Annotated in this window: 14 protein-coding genes and 1 pseudogene; 10 read left to right on the top strand and 5 right to left on the bottom strand. The window is 66.6% G+C overall.

Annotated features, from left to right (window positions below):
- Window positions 1-11 precede the first annotated feature (11 nt).
- From ASF72_RS17580 to ASF72_RS17570, 3 genes are all read right to left on the bottom strand, one after another.
- Complete coding sequence (locus ASF72_RS17580; protein ID WP_231686076.1) at window positions 12-236, bottom strand: hypothetical protein; 225 nt, start codon at window positions 234-236, stop codon at window positions 12-14.
- A 92-nt stretch (window positions 237-328) separates the two neighbouring features.
- Complete coding sequence (locus tag ASF72_RS17575) at window positions 329-1138, bottom strand: IclR family transcriptional regulator (RefSeq protein ID WP_050686189.1); 810 nt, start codon at window positions 1136-1138, stop codon at window positions 329-331.
- Between the two features lie 40 nt (window positions 1139-1178).
- A complete protein-coding gene (locus ASF72_RS17570; RefSeq protein ID WP_082484499.1) occupies window positions 1179-2012 on the bottom strand; it encodes an NAD-dependent epimerase/dehydratase family protein in 834 nt (277 codons plus the stop codon).
- 100 nt (window positions 2013-2112) lie between these two features.
- On the opposite strand from ASF72_RS17570, the gene ASF72_RS17565 reads away from it, so the two are divergent.
- The 7 genes from ASF72_RS17565 to ASF72_RS17535 all read left to right on the top strand — a co-directional run bounded on the left by ASF72_RS17565 (window position 2113) and on the right by ASF72_RS17535 (window position 8601).
- Window positions 2113-3444, top strand: a complete 1332-nt coding sequence (locus ASF72_RS17565; protein ID WP_050686191.1) for an ABC transporter substrate-binding protein — start codon at window positions 2113-2115, stop codon at window positions 3442-3444.
- Window positions 3441-4388 carry a carbohydrate ABC transporter permease gene (locus ASF72_RS17560; RefSeq protein WP_050686193.1) on the top strand — a complete coding sequence of 316 codons (948 nt, stop codon included), beginning with the start codon at window positions 3441-3443 and terminating at the stop codon, window positions 4386-4388. The genes ASF72_RS17565 and ASF72_RS17560 overlap by 4 nt, the downstream gene beginning before the upstream one ends.
- A complete protein-coding gene (locus ASF72_RS17555) occupies window positions 4385-5302 on the top strand; it encodes a carbohydrate ABC transporter permease (RefSeq protein ID WP_050686195.1) in 918 nt (305 codons plus the stop codon). Before ASF72_RS17560 ends, ASF72_RS17555 begins: the two co-directional genes overlap by 4 nt.
- A gap of 39 nt (window positions 5303-5341) precedes the next feature.
- Window positions 5342-6631 carry a glucarate dehydratase family protein gene (locus ASF72_RS17550; protein ID WP_050686197.1) on the top strand — a complete coding sequence of 430 codons (1290 nt, stop codon included), beginning with the start codon at window positions 5342-5344 and terminating at the stop codon, window positions 6629-6631.
- Window positions 6625-7815 carry a hypothetical protein gene (locus tag ASF72_RS17545; RefSeq protein ID WP_056601059.1) on the top strand — a complete coding sequence of 397 codons (1191 nt, stop codon included), beginning with the start codon at window positions 6625-6627 and terminating at the stop codon, window positions 7813-7815. The genes ASF72_RS17550 and ASF72_RS17545 overlap by 7 nt, the downstream gene beginning before the upstream one ends.
- Window positions 7816-7891: 76 nt before the next feature.
- On the top strand, window positions 7892-8410 hold the full coding sequence (locus tag ASF72_RS17540) for a hypothetical protein (RefSeq protein WP_235504777.1): 519 nt from the start codon (window positions 7892-7894) through the stop codon (window positions 8408-8410).
- Window positions 8407-8601 carry a hypothetical protein gene (locus tag ASF72_RS17535; protein ID WP_056601057.1) on the top strand — a complete coding sequence of 65 codons (195 nt, stop codon included), beginning with the start codon at window positions 8407-8409 and terminating at the stop codon, window positions 8599-8601. Before ASF72_RS17540 ends, ASF72_RS17535 begins: the two co-directional genes overlap by 4 nt.
- A gap of 104 nt (window positions 8602-8705) precedes the next feature.
- Here ASF72_RS17535 and ASF72_RS17530 read toward each other — a convergent pair whose 3' ends face one another.
- Together ASF72_RS17530 and ASF72_RS17525 are read right to left on the bottom strand one after the other, a co-directional pair.
- Entirely contained in the window at window positions 8706-10268 is a 1563-nt protein-coding gene (locus ASF72_RS17530) for a flotillin family protein (RefSeq protein ID WP_056601055.1), read from the bottom strand.
- 93 nt (window positions 10269-10361) lie between these two features.
- On the bottom strand, window positions 10362-11090 hold the full coding sequence (locus tag ASF72_RS17525; protein WP_056601053.1) for an NUDIX hydrolase: 729 nt from the start codon (window positions 11088-11090) through the stop codon (window positions 10362-10364).
- A 102-nt stretch (window positions 11091-11192) separates the two neighbouring features.
- Between ASF72_RS17525 and ASF72_RS17520 the strand changes: the two genes are divergently transcribed.
- The 3 genes and pseudogenes from ASF72_RS17520 to ASF72_RS17510 form a co-directional block, all read left to right on the top strand.
- Window positions 11193-12218, top strand: coding sequence for an SPFH domain-containing protein (locus ASF72_RS17520; RefSeq protein WP_056601050.1), 1026 nt, complete (start codon window positions 11193-11195; stop codon window positions 12216-12218).
- A 9-nt stretch (window positions 12219-12227) separates the two neighbouring features.
- Window positions 12228-13124: an NAD(+)/NADH kinase gene (locus ASF72_RS17515; protein ID WP_056601048.1), complete on the top strand. Its 897-nt coding sequence runs from the start codon at window positions 12228-12230 to the stop codon at window positions 13122-13124.
- 64 nt (window positions 13125-13188) lie between these two features.
- A pseudogene (locus ASF72_RS17510) lies at window positions 13189-13494 on the top strand (hypothetical protein); the annotation flags it as partial.

The following is a 13494-nucleotide window of genomic DNA, read 5'->3' as shown; positions in this document are numbered from 1 at the left end:
GCCCTGGGAAGCTAGATCTCTTCTGCCGGCGGGGCCACCGGCGCCGCCTCATCCTGAAGGAGCGGGTCTTCCTGCCATCGGTCGGGGTTGTCCTCCGCAGCGCCGGGGTAGCTGTCCGGCTCACCCTTGACCGGATCAAGTTCCAGGGAGGCCGTCGCGCCGGGTGTTTCCGGCAGGATCACGTCATCGTCCTGGACCACTTCGAGTTCTTCATCCGGAAGGTTTTGTTCGGTCATGGTGTTGCCTTTCCCTTGGTTGGCTTATTGATATTTCGTAAGCCTACTGAGTATCACGGGAAGGGGAAACCTTGCCGACGGCGGCCTGCCGCCTAGCGGATGCCGGCCGCCCGCAGCGTTCGGGCCAGCTCGCCCGCGGCCGAGTGGAGGGTTGCCACCGTTTCGGCCAGCACGGCTTCCGTCGCCAGCTCCGTGGGAATCGAGCAGCTGATGGCATCAGTACCCGGAATCCGGTACGGAACCACCACGCTGACGCAGCAGAGGCCCACCGTGTTTTGTTCCCACTCGCGGGAATGGCCCTGTTTGCGGAACGCTTCCAGTTCCAGCTTCAGCGCCGGAAAGTCGGGAACAGTGTTGGGCGTGAGCCGGGCGTAGGGGCCGTCGCCGATCCGCTGGCGTACTTCCGGGTCCGTGTATTCGGCCAGGATGGCCTTCCCCAGTGCGGTGACCTGGGCAGGCAGCTTGCGGCCAACGCGGGAGGAGAGCCGGCGCCGGTCCACTGCCTGGCGGGTGGCGAGGTAGATCACGTCGGACCGGTCCAGGCGGGCGTAGTGGGTGGTGAAGGTGGTGGCGTTGCGGACCTTTTCCAGCACTGCCGAAACGTGCTCCATCACCGGGTCCCGGTCCAGGTACGCGGTCCCGCACAGCAGCGCGTGCGTGCCGATCCGGTAGGCACCTTCGGCGGTCTGCTCAATCCAGTTCAGTTCCACCAGGGTCAGCAGGAGCCAATGCAGGCTGGACCTTGGGTAGCCGGTCAGCTTGAAAATCTCCGCCGTGGTGAGCGGCTTGGGCGCGGCGGCCACCAGCTCCAGGATGGCGATGGTGCGCTCGGCAGACTTGACCAGCTTGACGTCGCCGGCCGTCCCCTGGGTGGTGCCGGGCTGTGTCTCCAGCGGTGTCATCACTACTTCCCCTTCCGCCACAGTCCTGGCCGACGGCACGTCATTTGGCGGCCAGGTGCGGGTAGTTGTCCATGCCCACCCTATGGCCTTCGCTGGCCCAGAAGCCGCCAAGCAGCCCTGCCCACGTGTCCTCCGAAGCCGTGTCCACATCTGCTGCGAAAGCCTCGGCATCATCCCGGGGCTCAAATCCGATCCGCCGGCCGGCATCGAGGCTGGCCCAGCCGCGGCTGTTTGCTGATACCGCCCATACCACGTGGTGGCCGGGCGCGCCCTGGTCATTCAGCGTGGCCTCCACCAGGCGGAACGAGTCAGCGGGCGAGAGCCATGAGCCCAAAGTGCGGACATTGCCGGGCCTTTCCCCGCCCGTGCCGATGCGGGCGCTGACTACCTTCATGCCGTACTTATCCGCGTACAGGCTGCCAAGCGCCTCCACTGCCGCCTTGCTGACGCCGTAGTACGTGTCGGGGCGGGGTACAAGGACCTCGTCCTTGGCCGCAGCGCCCGTGGGATGGAACCCCACGGCATGGGTGGAGCTGGCCAGCAGGACACGTTCGACGCCGTTGCGCCTCGCCGCTTCCAGGGTCACCTGGGTGCCGGTGATGTTGGTCGCCACCAGTTCCGCCCACGCCTTCTCCCTGTGCAGCCCGCCCAGGTGGATGACTGCAGAGACGCCATCGAGGGCGGCGAGCATAAAGTCCGGATCCGAAACGGAACCCACATGCACGCTCTCCCGCGGGCCAGGCCCGTCAGCTTCGGCCAGGTCCAGCAACCGGACGGTATGGCCTGCGGCTGCAAGGTAGGGCCGGAGCAGGGTTGCCATCATTCCGGCCCCGCCCGTCAGGGCGATGGTGTGGGGGTTGGGTGCTGCAGACAAGATTCCTCCGACGGTTGACAGTCTGTGATTGTGATCATACTCTCATGAAGTACGTTTCACAGGATAACAGCAATTTACATATGTAAAAAGGAGAACCAGCGTGGATTCGAAGAAGATCTCCCGCTCCCGGGCCGCAGTGGCACTGACCATTGCTTCAGCCGCAGTCCTCACGGGCTGTGGAGCTGGCTCGTCCGCTCCGGCCGCCACCGATGACGGCCAGCCCATTGAAGTCTGGGCCCGCGCCGGTACCGATGCCGCCACCACCTATGCAGCACTTTTCAAGGACTTCACCGCCAAGACCGGCGTGCAGGTCAACTTCCAGGGCGTCCCGGACCTGGACCAGCAACTGCAGACGCGGGCCGCGTCCAAGAAGCTTCCGGACATCGTGATCAACGACTCCGCCGCACTGGGCAACTACACGGCGCAGGGCTACCTCAAAACGCTGGACAAGTCCTCCGTTGACGGCAATGACAAGATCGCCGATTCCCTGTGGGACGAGGCCAAGGGCCTGGACGGCGCAACTTACGGCGTCCCGTTCTCCCGCCAGACCATGATCACCGTCATCCGCAAGGACTGGCGTGAAAAGCTGGGCCTGCCCGTCCCCAAGACGCAGGAAGACCTGGCAGCACTTGCTGAAGCCTTTGCCACCCAGGATCCGGACGGCAACGGCCAGGCGGACACCTACGGCATGACGGTTCCCGGTTCCACCGAGCGCGGTTACCTGGGCTGGTGGGCCTCCTCCTACATCTGGCAGGACGGCGGCTCCTACCTCAAGGACGAAGGCGACGGAAAGTTCTCCGCCACGGCCTCCAGCGCAGAAACCCAGAAGGGCGTCACCTGGATCAAGCAGCAGTTCTGCAGCGCCGGCAACACCCAGCCGGGTGCGCTCACTGCCGCCACCAGCACCGCAACCCCCTTCTTCCAGACGGGCAAGACCGGCATCATCCTTACCGGCCCCTACAACCTGGCCGCGTTCGACACCGCTTTGGGCAAGGACACCTACGAGGTCATCGAAGCTCCCAAGGGCTCCGTGGACAACACCGTCCTGGCTGAGGGCGAGAACATCTACGTCACCGCCAGCAACGGCAAGCCGGACCAGACCAAGCAGGTCATCAACTACCTGGTCTCCGCCGACGGCCAGAAGGCCGGTATGACCGGAGGCAAGCAGCCGATCGTCCGCGTTCCGGTGAACGAAGACGTCGACGCCGCCACCGTCTACAACGATCCCCGCTGGGGCCTGGTCCAGGACGCCCTGAAGAACTCCTCCAAGGCATTCCCGTCCGCGATCAACTTTGTCCCCGTCAAGCAGGCAGTGGCCGAGTCCCTGAACAAGATCGTTGCCGACTGCGGCGCCGACAACATCACGTCCGGGCTCAAGGATCTTGACACGGCCATCAACAACGAGCTGACGAGCCAGAACGCCAAATCATGACAGTAACCCCAACGAGGCCTGCGGAAACGCGGGCAGCAACCAAAGGCGGCAAGCAGCTGCCGGTCCGGCGGCGGGGCAACCGCAAGCAGATGCTGGCTATCTGGCTGTTCCTGCTGCCGGCGGCCATCCTGGGCCTGTACTTCAAGTTCATCCCGATGTTCGAAGGGGTCCGGCTGAGCCTGTTCAAGGTCCAGCCGTTCCTCGGCGACGTTTTTGTTGGCTTCGACAACTACGTCAACGTCCTCACGGATGTCCGTTTTATGGACGCCCTGGGCCACACGGTGGTCCTGGGCCTCGCCCAGACCCTGGGCGCCCTGGTGGTGGGCTTCGGCCTGGCCCTCCTGCTGGAGGGCCAGGCACGGTCCCTGTGGGTCCTGCGCACCGCGATCTTCCTGCCGGTGGTCACCGCGCTCGCCGTGGTCGGTGAAATCTGGCGGATCCTCTACTTCCCCACCGCCGACGGACCCCTGAATACCATCCTCGGCTGGGTGGGCCTGGAACCGCTGCAGTTCCTGAACGGAACAGACACCGCCCTCTGGTCCATCGCCGTCGTAGGCATCTGGAGCGGCGCCCCGTACAACATGGTGATCATCCTGGCCGGCCTGACCGGAATTGACAGGACGCTCTACGAATCAGCGGGTGTGGACGGTGCCACCATCTGGCAGCGGCTGCGCTACATCACCCTGCCGGCGCTGCGCCCCTCGATCGTGATTGTGCTGACGCTGGCGGCCATCCGCAGCCTCCGCAGCTTCACCGAGGTATACGTGCTGACCGGCGGCGGTCCGGCCGGATCCACCGAAGTCTGGATGACCCGGATGTACTCGCTGGGTTTCCAGCGGAACGACATCGGCGTTGCCTCCGCCGCAGCGGTCCTGCTGCTGGTGGTCACGCTGCTGCTCACCGTGGGCACCCAACTCCTGGCCCGAAGGAAGGCACAACGATGAACCGGTCCAGCACAAAAACCCGACCCAAGCCGCAGGGCAGCCGGCCGTCGTCGTCCTCCCGTTTTGATTCCGCCCTTGGCTGGTCCCCCGGCTTCAGCACCAACATGGTGCTGCGCGTCCTGCTCTGCATCCTGGTGTTCTGCATCTTCGCGCTGCCGTTCGCCGCGATCATCTCCGGCGCCTTCGACCGGAACACCAGCCCCACCGAGATCACGCTGCTGCCCAAAACGTTCACCCTGGCCAACTTCGAAGCTGCGGCGCAGCAGGGACTGTGGGGCTACCTGCTCAACTCCCTGGTTGTTGCCGGCGGCGGGCTGCTGCTCCAGATGACCGTGTCCGTGTTCGCCGCCTACAGCCTGAGCCGGCGGAAGTTCCGCGGCCAGGCCCTGGTAATGCTGCTGGTCCTGCTGACCATGATGCTGCCGGAGGAAGTGATCGGCATCCCGCTGTCCCTGGTGCTCGGTGACCTCCCGCTGCTGGGCATCAGCCTGCGCGGCACCGTCCTGGCCGTCATCCTGCCGGTGGGCATCTGGGGTTTCGCCATCTTCATCATGACCGAGTTCATGAAGGAGATCCCGCCGGAGATTGAGGAGGCAGCGCGCCTGGACGGCGTGGGCGAGTTCCGCATGCTGTTCACCATGATCCTGCCGCTGTGCAAGCCGGCCCTGGGCGTCATCGGGATCTTCGGCTTCATGATGGTGTGGGACCAGTACCTGCTTCCCCTCATCGCCGCCAACGATCCCAGCGACTACACCCTGACCGTGGCGCTTTCCGTCCTCCGCAACGACACCACCGTTGGCCCGGGCGTCCTGCTGGCCGGCGCCGTTATGGCCATGATCCCCAGCCTGCTGGTGTACCTCTTCCTGCAGCGCTCCATGATCCGGGGCATCACCTCGGGCGCCACCAAGGGCTAGGACCGCCCGGCCGCCCGCCCCTCCCACGAAAGTAGTTCCATGAAAACCAGCACCACTTTTCCCGCCGCGCCCGCCCCCACCGCGGCGGACCTGAAAATCACCGACATCACCATCACCCCCATCGCCTTCTCCGACCCGCCGCTGTTGAACGCCGTGGGCGTCCACGAGCCCCTGGTCCACCGGGTTGTCATCGAGGTCAGGACGGCCAACGGCCTGCTGGGCCTGGGCGAATGCGCCGGCGGCCAGAGCCGGCTGGAAAACCTTGCCGTGGGCGCCAACGCCATCAAGGGCCTCGGCGTGTTCGACACCTCCATGATGGAACAGCTGATCACCCGGGCGCTGGACCCCAGCCTCTCCTCCTTCGAAAAGGCTGCCGTCTTCTCGGCGTTCGAGGTTGCCGCCCTGGACATCCAGGGCCACGCCACGGGCCGGACCGTCAGCGAACTGCTGGGCGGAACCGTCCGGGACGAGGTCCCCTTCAGCGCCTACCTGTTCTACAAGTGGGCCGAGCACCCGGCACTGGACGGCCGGCCTGCCATCACCGATGAATGGGGTGAGGCCATGGACCCCGCCGGCATTGTCCGGCAGGCGCAGAAAATGATTGCCGAATACGGGTTCAAATCCATCAAGCTCAAGGGCGGCGTGTTCCCGCCCGCGCAGGAAATCGAAGCCATCAAGGCTCTGCGGGAAGCATTCCCGGAGATGCCGCTGCGGCTGGACCCCAACACCGCCTGGACCGTGGAGACCTCGCAGTGGGTGGCCCGGGAAACCGAGGGCCTGCTCGAGTACCTGGAAGACCCCACCCCCGGGCTGGAGGGCATGGGCGAGGTGGCGGCCACCGCCGCCATGCCGCTGGCCACCAATATGTGCGTGGTGGCGTTCGACCACATCAAGCGCAGCGTGGAACTGGACTCCGTGCAGGTCATCCTGGGCGACCACCACTACTGGGGCGGCCTCCGGCACACCCGCGAACTGGGCACCCTCTGCCAGACCTTCGGCATAGGATTGTCCATGCACTCCAACTCGCACCTGGGCATCAGCCTGGCCGCCATGGTCCATGTTGCCGCCGCCACGCCCGCCCTGACCTACGCCTGCGATACCCACTACCCGTGGAACGGGCACAACGATGTGGTCAAGCCGGGCGCGCTGCGCTTTGTTGACGGCAGCGTGAGCGTCCCCACCGGCACCGGCCTGGGCGTGGAACTGGACCGGGACAAGCTGGCCGAACTCCACCAGCAGTACCTCGACGCCAACATGACCGCCCGGGACGACACCGGCTACATGCAGCGGTTCGTCCCCGAATACACGGCAGACCTCCCCCGGTGGTAACAGCGCCAACGCCACAGGCCACGGGGTACCTCTACCCCTGGGACGTTCTGGGCGATCCGGACGCTGCCGGCTGGCTGGGCAGCGCCGGCGTGGACCGGGTGGCGTTGGCAGCCGCGTACCACTCGGTACGGGCCGGAACCCCGCGGCATCCGGTGCGCCGCGTGGTGGACGCCCGCTCCGCGGCGCTCTACGTGCCGGCCGGCGGGGCGTTTACCGGCCAGGCGCTGGTCCCCGGTTCCGCCGCTGAGTGGACCGGGACGGAGGATTCCTTCTCCGAGGCGGCCTCGGTGGTCCGGAGCGCAGGGCTGCCAGTGGATGCCTGGACGGTCCTGACACATTCGAGCGCTGTGGGCGGCAACAACCCGGACCTCTGCGTCCGGAATGCTTTCGGTGAGGTCTACCGCTACGCGCTTTGCCCGTCGCAGCCGCAGGTCCGCACCTACGCCGCCGCCTTGGTGGCGCAGGTACTGGCGGAGGGCAAGCCGGACGGATTGATCCTCGAGGCCGTTGGGCCACTGGGCTTCGGCCACCAGAACCAGCACGAAAAGACCGACGGCGCGGAGTATTCGCCGTGGGTGCAGGCCCTGCTCTCGCTGTGCTTCTGCGAAGCCTGCCTGGCTGCCTGCGAAGCCCGGGGGCTGCCGGTCCAGGAGTACCGGAGCCGGGTCCGGCAGGCGGTCCTTGCAGCCGTTGACCCCGAGGCTGCCCCCGGTACCGCCACCGGTGCCGGGGATTTCCTGCCGCTGCTCGACGTGCGGTGGGACGCCACCGCGGCGCTCCTCGACCAATGCCTCGAAGCTGTCGAAGCGTCCGGCGCCCACCCCCGGATCTCGCTGCACACCTCCCCCGATCCCTGGTCCACGGGCCCCTTTGTCCCCACGGCTGCCCTGCGCCGCAGCAAACTGTGGCCGGAGATGGCCCAGGTGACCGCCGTCGTCGCCTGCTGGGCTGACCTGGAGCAAAGCACTGCCGCCGTGCGGGCGTTGCGCGCCGCCGCGCCGGACGCCCGGATTGGCGCGTACGTGCTGGCTTTGCCGCCCAAACCGGCCGACGGCGGCGACCTCGCCACGCAGTGGCGGGCGCTGGTGGAGTCAGGAGCCGCTGAACTGCACGTCTACCACCTTGGCCTGGCGTCCACGCGCCGGCTCCACGCCATCGGAGACGCCCTGGGCGCGATCCGGTGAAAAGCGGGCCGGTGCCGGTCCCCCCTCCGGCACCGCCCTGCCCACCGGTGTCGCTCCCGGCACCTACACTGGTGGCGTGACTCCCGTTCCCTCCCCCGGCCCCATCACCGTGATGGTGCAGTCCGGCCCCGTTGACTGGTGGGTGGTCCTGGCCGGCCTGGGCCCACTGGCCGTCCTGGTGGCAGCCCTCCTTGCCTTTTACATCAACTGGCGCACCCTCAAACAGCGCACTGCCGCGGACCGGACCGCCCTCGAGCAGAAGCGGGAAGCCGACGCGCAGGCGCTGCGGCAGAAAACCGAGGCGGACAGCCGGGCCGAGTGGTGGCGGCGGACGCAGTGGGCGCTGGACCTCGCCCTGGATGATGACCAGGGGACCAAGGCCCTGGGCCTGGCCACCCTGGATGTGCTGGCCCGCAGTGAACTGGCCCGCGAGGAAGAGCTGGAACTGTTCGATATCGCCTGGAAAAATGTGGCGGGTGAAGAGAACGGGGAGGCCGACGGCGGCACACCCGGGATCCCGCGCGTGGACGTTGAGGACAACATGGGCGAGAATGGAACCACGGACATCGGCAGGACCAAGGAGGCTGGACCATGAGCGCTGCATCATCCGAACACCGGTTTATCCACACTCCGCGGAGCGCCGCGGCCAAGCAGGCACCCCGGACATCCACTCCGGCTGAACACCGCGTCCAGGTGGCAGCGGCCCGGCTCCGGGTCACCCTTGATGAACGGTTGGGCCGGGAAACGCCGGCCAGGACCAAAGCCCTGGCGAAGGAACCCATTTAGCTCCCGGAAACGGCAAAACGCCGCGGATCCCCTTTCGGGGCGACCGCGGCGTTTTTGGCTAACCGGCTAAGCCGGAACCAAGTGCCCTACTCCGGTTCAGTGCCCTACTCCGGTTCGGTTCCCTGCGTCGGGGCCTGGTTTCGGACCACGCCGTTGCCGGTGGCGGCAACGGACTGTGCCGCTGCCGGCGTGGCGGGTTTCGCCGGAGCGCCGACCGTGGACTGGCCAAAGCCTTTCAACATTTCGATGATGTCGAAACCGGTGGTGTCCTTGAGGAGCTGCGCGGTCTCATGCACGCCCGCAGAAACGTTCCGGCTGACCTGCCCGGCGCCGTCGTTGGAGATGACGGTCATGTTGCTGATGGCACCCATCGGCGCGGCAATTTCCTTCGCGATGGACGGCAGGACTTCCAGCAGCCTGTTCAGGATGGCGGCCTCGTTGAACTCGCTGTAGGCCTTGGCCTGGGCCTCGATGGCCTCGGCCTCGGCCGTACCGCGAAGGCCAATGACGTCGGCTTCGGCGATGCCCTTGGTTTTGGTCACCTCGGCCTCGGCCAGGCCACGGATCTTGTTGATCTCCGTCTCGGCGTTGCCCTTGGCGGTATTGGCGGCCGCCAGGGCTTTGGCCTCCACCTCGTTACCGGTGGCGCGCAGCTTGCGGGTTTCCAGCTCAGCGGCGGCCTCCACCTTGGTGGCCTCCGAGATCCGGGTACGGCGCTCAAGGTCTGCCGCCGCCTCGGTTTCCACCTTGTACTTGGCGGCGTCCGCGGGCTTGCGGACCTCGATGTCCAGTTCCTTCTCGCGAAGTTCTGCCTGGCGGGCCACCACCTGCTGGTTCTTGAGGATGATGGCTTCCTGCTGGTCCGCCTGGGCCAGCGGGCCCGCAGCGTCGGCTTCGGCCTGCCGCGCGTCCGTTTCCTGCTTCAGCTCAGCACGGCGAAGGGCCAGCTTCTGCTCAGCCTCAGCAGTCTTCTGATCCGCGAGGGCTTTGGCTTCCGCAGCTTCACGCTGGGAGTTCGCCTCCGCGATGCTGGCGTTCCGGGCCACCAGAGCGGCTTCGGGCCGGCCCAGGTTCTTCAGATAGCCGCCGGTGTCATCAACGGACTTGATCTGGAAGGTGTCGATGACCAGGCCCTGATTGGTCATCGAGTGCTCGGCTTCCTCCTTGACGGAAGCGGCAAACTGGGCCCGGTCCTTGATGATCGCGTCAACGCTTAGGGTACCCACAATGGAACGCAGGGAGCCCGAGAGGGTTTCCTGCGTGTAGTGGTCAATGGCGTCCTGCTGGTCAAGGAAGCGCTGTGCAGCCTTGCGTACGGAGATCTTGTCGCCGCCTACCTTGACCTGCGCAACGCCGGTGAGCTTGAGCTGGATGCCGTTGTTGGAGATCGCCTCGATGGTGACCTCCACCTGGCGCGAGGACAGCGAGATGTGGCTGACGCGTTCGGTGATCGGGTTTACGAAGGCCCGGTTGTTGATGATGACGCGGGACTGGTCGTCCGACGTTTCATTTGTGGTGTTTGGATCGCTTTTGCCGGTAATCAGCATGGCCTCGTTGGGCTTGGCGAACCGGATGCTTTTTGTGTAGAACGTAAATCCTGCGATGAGCAGCAACAGGACTGCTCCTCCGGCGATCAACAGGACCGCCAGGGTTCCCCCAATAATCATTTTTCCCCTTATCAAATGTCAGGTGCCATTCCACCCTACGTGGCGCCGGCGGGCGGGCGGAATGGTTTGTGGCTTTCCACTGCGGTCCACCGGTTAGGGCCGGGGCCGCATCAGCGGTGGATTCAGCACCGCCCGGGTGGGCTGGCCAGGCGCCGGACGGGCTGCGTCCACCAACCGGAACAGGGCCGCTGGCCGCCCGGTATCCCCGGTTGTCATCCGGCCCGTGTCTTCGAGGAAGCCAGCTGTTCCGGTGGCCTTCCGGTGGAAATTCCGGGGATCAAGCCTGGTTCCCCAGACAGCCTCATAGACCCCCCGGAGCTGGGCCACCGTGAATTCCTCGCCGCAAAACACTGCAGCCAACGGCGAGTATTCGATTTTCGATTTGGCCCGCTCGAGGGCGTCCACCAGAATCTGTCGGTGGTCGAAGGCCAGGTCCAGGCTTTCGAGGGCCTGGTCCACCGGATACCAGCCGGCGTGTTCGGCGTCGCTGCCGGCGGCAAGGACCGGAAAGTTGGGCGCGAGCAGGAGGTGGGCCACGGTGAGAACATCGCCGCGGGGGTCCCGGCCGCCGGGGCCGTAGCTGCCCAACTGTTCCAGGTGGCCCGGCATGCGCGCCACTCCGGTTTCCTCGGCCAGTTCCCGGGCGGCTGCGCCCACCAGGTCCTCGCCGGGAAGGACAAAGCCGCCCGGCAGGGCGAGGGACCCCCGGAAGGGTTCAATCAGCCGGGTGATCAGCAGAACGTTGAGCCGGTCATTCACCACGGTGAGGGCAACAACGTCGACAGTAACCGGGAAGCGTGCCGGCGCGGAGGTTTCGCTCATGCCTCCATCCTAAATAGTTATCGTCAGGTTGACAATAAAGCCCGACGGCGGTTAGCGTTTCCTTATCGTCAAGTTGACGAGATTCCGAGCGAGGAGAACATCATGGCCAGCATCAAGCGCTACCCCTGGATCAGCCACTTCCTGGGCAGCCCGACGGGTTACGTGGTGCACCTGCAGAAGGGAACCGTCCGGCACCAGGGTGTGGGCCAGGCCTTCTGGTACCGCCCGGCCAACTCGGTGCTCAGCGAGGTACCTGTGGACGACCAGGAACTGCCCACCCTCTTCCACGCCATCACGCGGGACCACCAGGATGTGAGCATCCAGGCCAACGTGACGTACCGCTTCATCGATCCAGTCGCCGTCTCCAGCCGGCTCGACTTCGGGCTGCAGCCGGCAGGGTCCGGCCCGGCAACGGGAAAGGAGCAGGTGGCCACCATCATTGGCCAGCTCTGCCAGAGCCACGCGATCGACCAGATCGCCACCACCACGCTCGCAGAAGCCCTGGCACGCGGCGTCAGCCAGCTCCGCGTTGTCCTCACCGAGGCGCTCCGGGGCGACGCCCGGCTGCAGTCCACGGGTATCGAGATCCTGGGGGTGCAGGTTTTGGCGGTGCGGCCGGAGTCGGATGTTGAGCGGGCGCTGCAGACGCCCGTGCGCGAACAGCTCCAGGCCGAAGCGGACCGGGCCGTGTACGAAAGGCGGGCGGTCGCCGTCGAACGCGAACGGACCATTTCCGAGAACGAGATGGCCAGCCAGATTGAACTGGCCACCCGGCGCGAGCACCTGGTGGCGCAGGAAGGTGCCAATGCCCGGCGTGCGGCCGAGGAGAAGGCGGCGGCCGGCCTGATCGACGCGCGGGCCCTGGCAGAGCGGCAAACCATCAGCACGGATGCGGAGGCGAACCAGATCCGGCGGGTGGGTGAAGCCGCGGCGGCCCGGGAGGCGGCCACCATGGAGGTATACCAGGGGATGGACCAGGCCACGCTGCTGGCCCTTGCGCTGCGCGAGGCTGCCGGATCGCTGCCCAACATCGGGAACCTGACCATCACCCCTGACCTGCTCAGCGGCGCACTGGCCGGGCTGTTCAAGGAGCCTGCTGGCGCAGCTCCGGCAACCATCACCAAGTAGGGGCATCCCATGGCAACACCGCGTTTGGTCATAGTCCACCGCCGCACCGAACTGCAGGAACTGCTGGACCGGCACGCCACCCGGGGGCAGGCTGAGTTCTTCCTCCGCACCCGGGGCCGCAGCATCTCCAATGTCCAGGACCGGCACGACCGGATCGCCGCCGCCCTGGTGACGGTCCGGGCTGCGGTCCCGGCCGAATGGCGCCAGGCTGAGGTGGAGCGGGCGGACCTGAGCCGGTTCCTGCTGACGGCAGAGGACGTTATCGCCGTGGTGGGGCAGGACGGGCTGGTGGCCAACACGGCCAAGTACCTGTCAGGCCAGCCGGTGATCGGCATCGACCCGGAGCCGGGCGCAAACCCCGGGATCCTGGTGCGGCACTCCCCCGAAGCCGCCGCCGCGCTGCTGGGCAGGATTTCCGAAGCCGGGGCTCCGGGGCTGGCCTGCCTGGACCTGGCCACCGTGACGGCACGGCTCGACGACGGGCAGGAAATCTCGGCGTTGAACGAGGTCTTCATCGGCCACGCGTCCCATCAATCGGCCCGCTACCAGCTGTCGACGCCGGATGGCCGGGCCGAGCGGCAGTCCTCCTCCGGCCTGATTGTTTCCACCGGGACCGGAGCCACGGGCTGGTGCGCCTCGATTGCCGGGGACCGCGGCGGGCGTTCCTTGCCGGCTCCGACGGACCCTGCACTCGCGTGGTTTGTCCGGGAAGCCTGGCCCTCCCCTATCACGGGAGCCTCACTCACCGAAGGTGTTTTGGTGGCCGGCGAATCGCTGCGGATCACCGTGGCGTCGGACCAGCTGGTGGTTTTCGGCGACGGGATGGAAACCGACCGGCTGACCGCGTCCTGGGGGCAGGAAATCACTGTGGTTCTGGGCGGCAGGCCGCTGCGGCTGGTGGCGTAGAATGCTCGGGCTAACGCCTATCGGGTGCCCCTGAATTGTCGTAGGGTGCTGGGAGAATTCAGGTATGGAAGGGCCCCAGGATTACCTGACGCCGACGACGCCGAGTGGCACCGCCGCTTTCCACGGTGCGGGAGTGCAGGGCATCGTTGCCGGGGCTGGTTCGGTGCGGCCAGCCGCCCATGGGGCCGGGGTACCGGATTTGGTGGCCGGGGTGCGGTCCTTGCGGCCGGCGGCCACGGGTGCGGGCCTGATTGACCAGATCCGTGGGTTGGAGGACCTGAAATCCGCTGCAGCCGCGGCGCAGGCCCGCCTTAGCATCGCCTTTGACCACCTCGAACGGCAGCGCCAGGCCGGGGCCGGGGTGCCCGCC

The organism is Arthrobacter sp. Leaf141 (assembly GCF_001424565.1).
Taxonomy (GTDB): Bacteria; Actinomycetota; Actinomycetes; order Actinomycetales; family Micrococcaceae; genus Arthrobacter.
The sequence above is the reverse complement of the archived record's forward strand: the minus strand, read 5'-3'. Positions and strand labels throughout refer to the sequence as shown.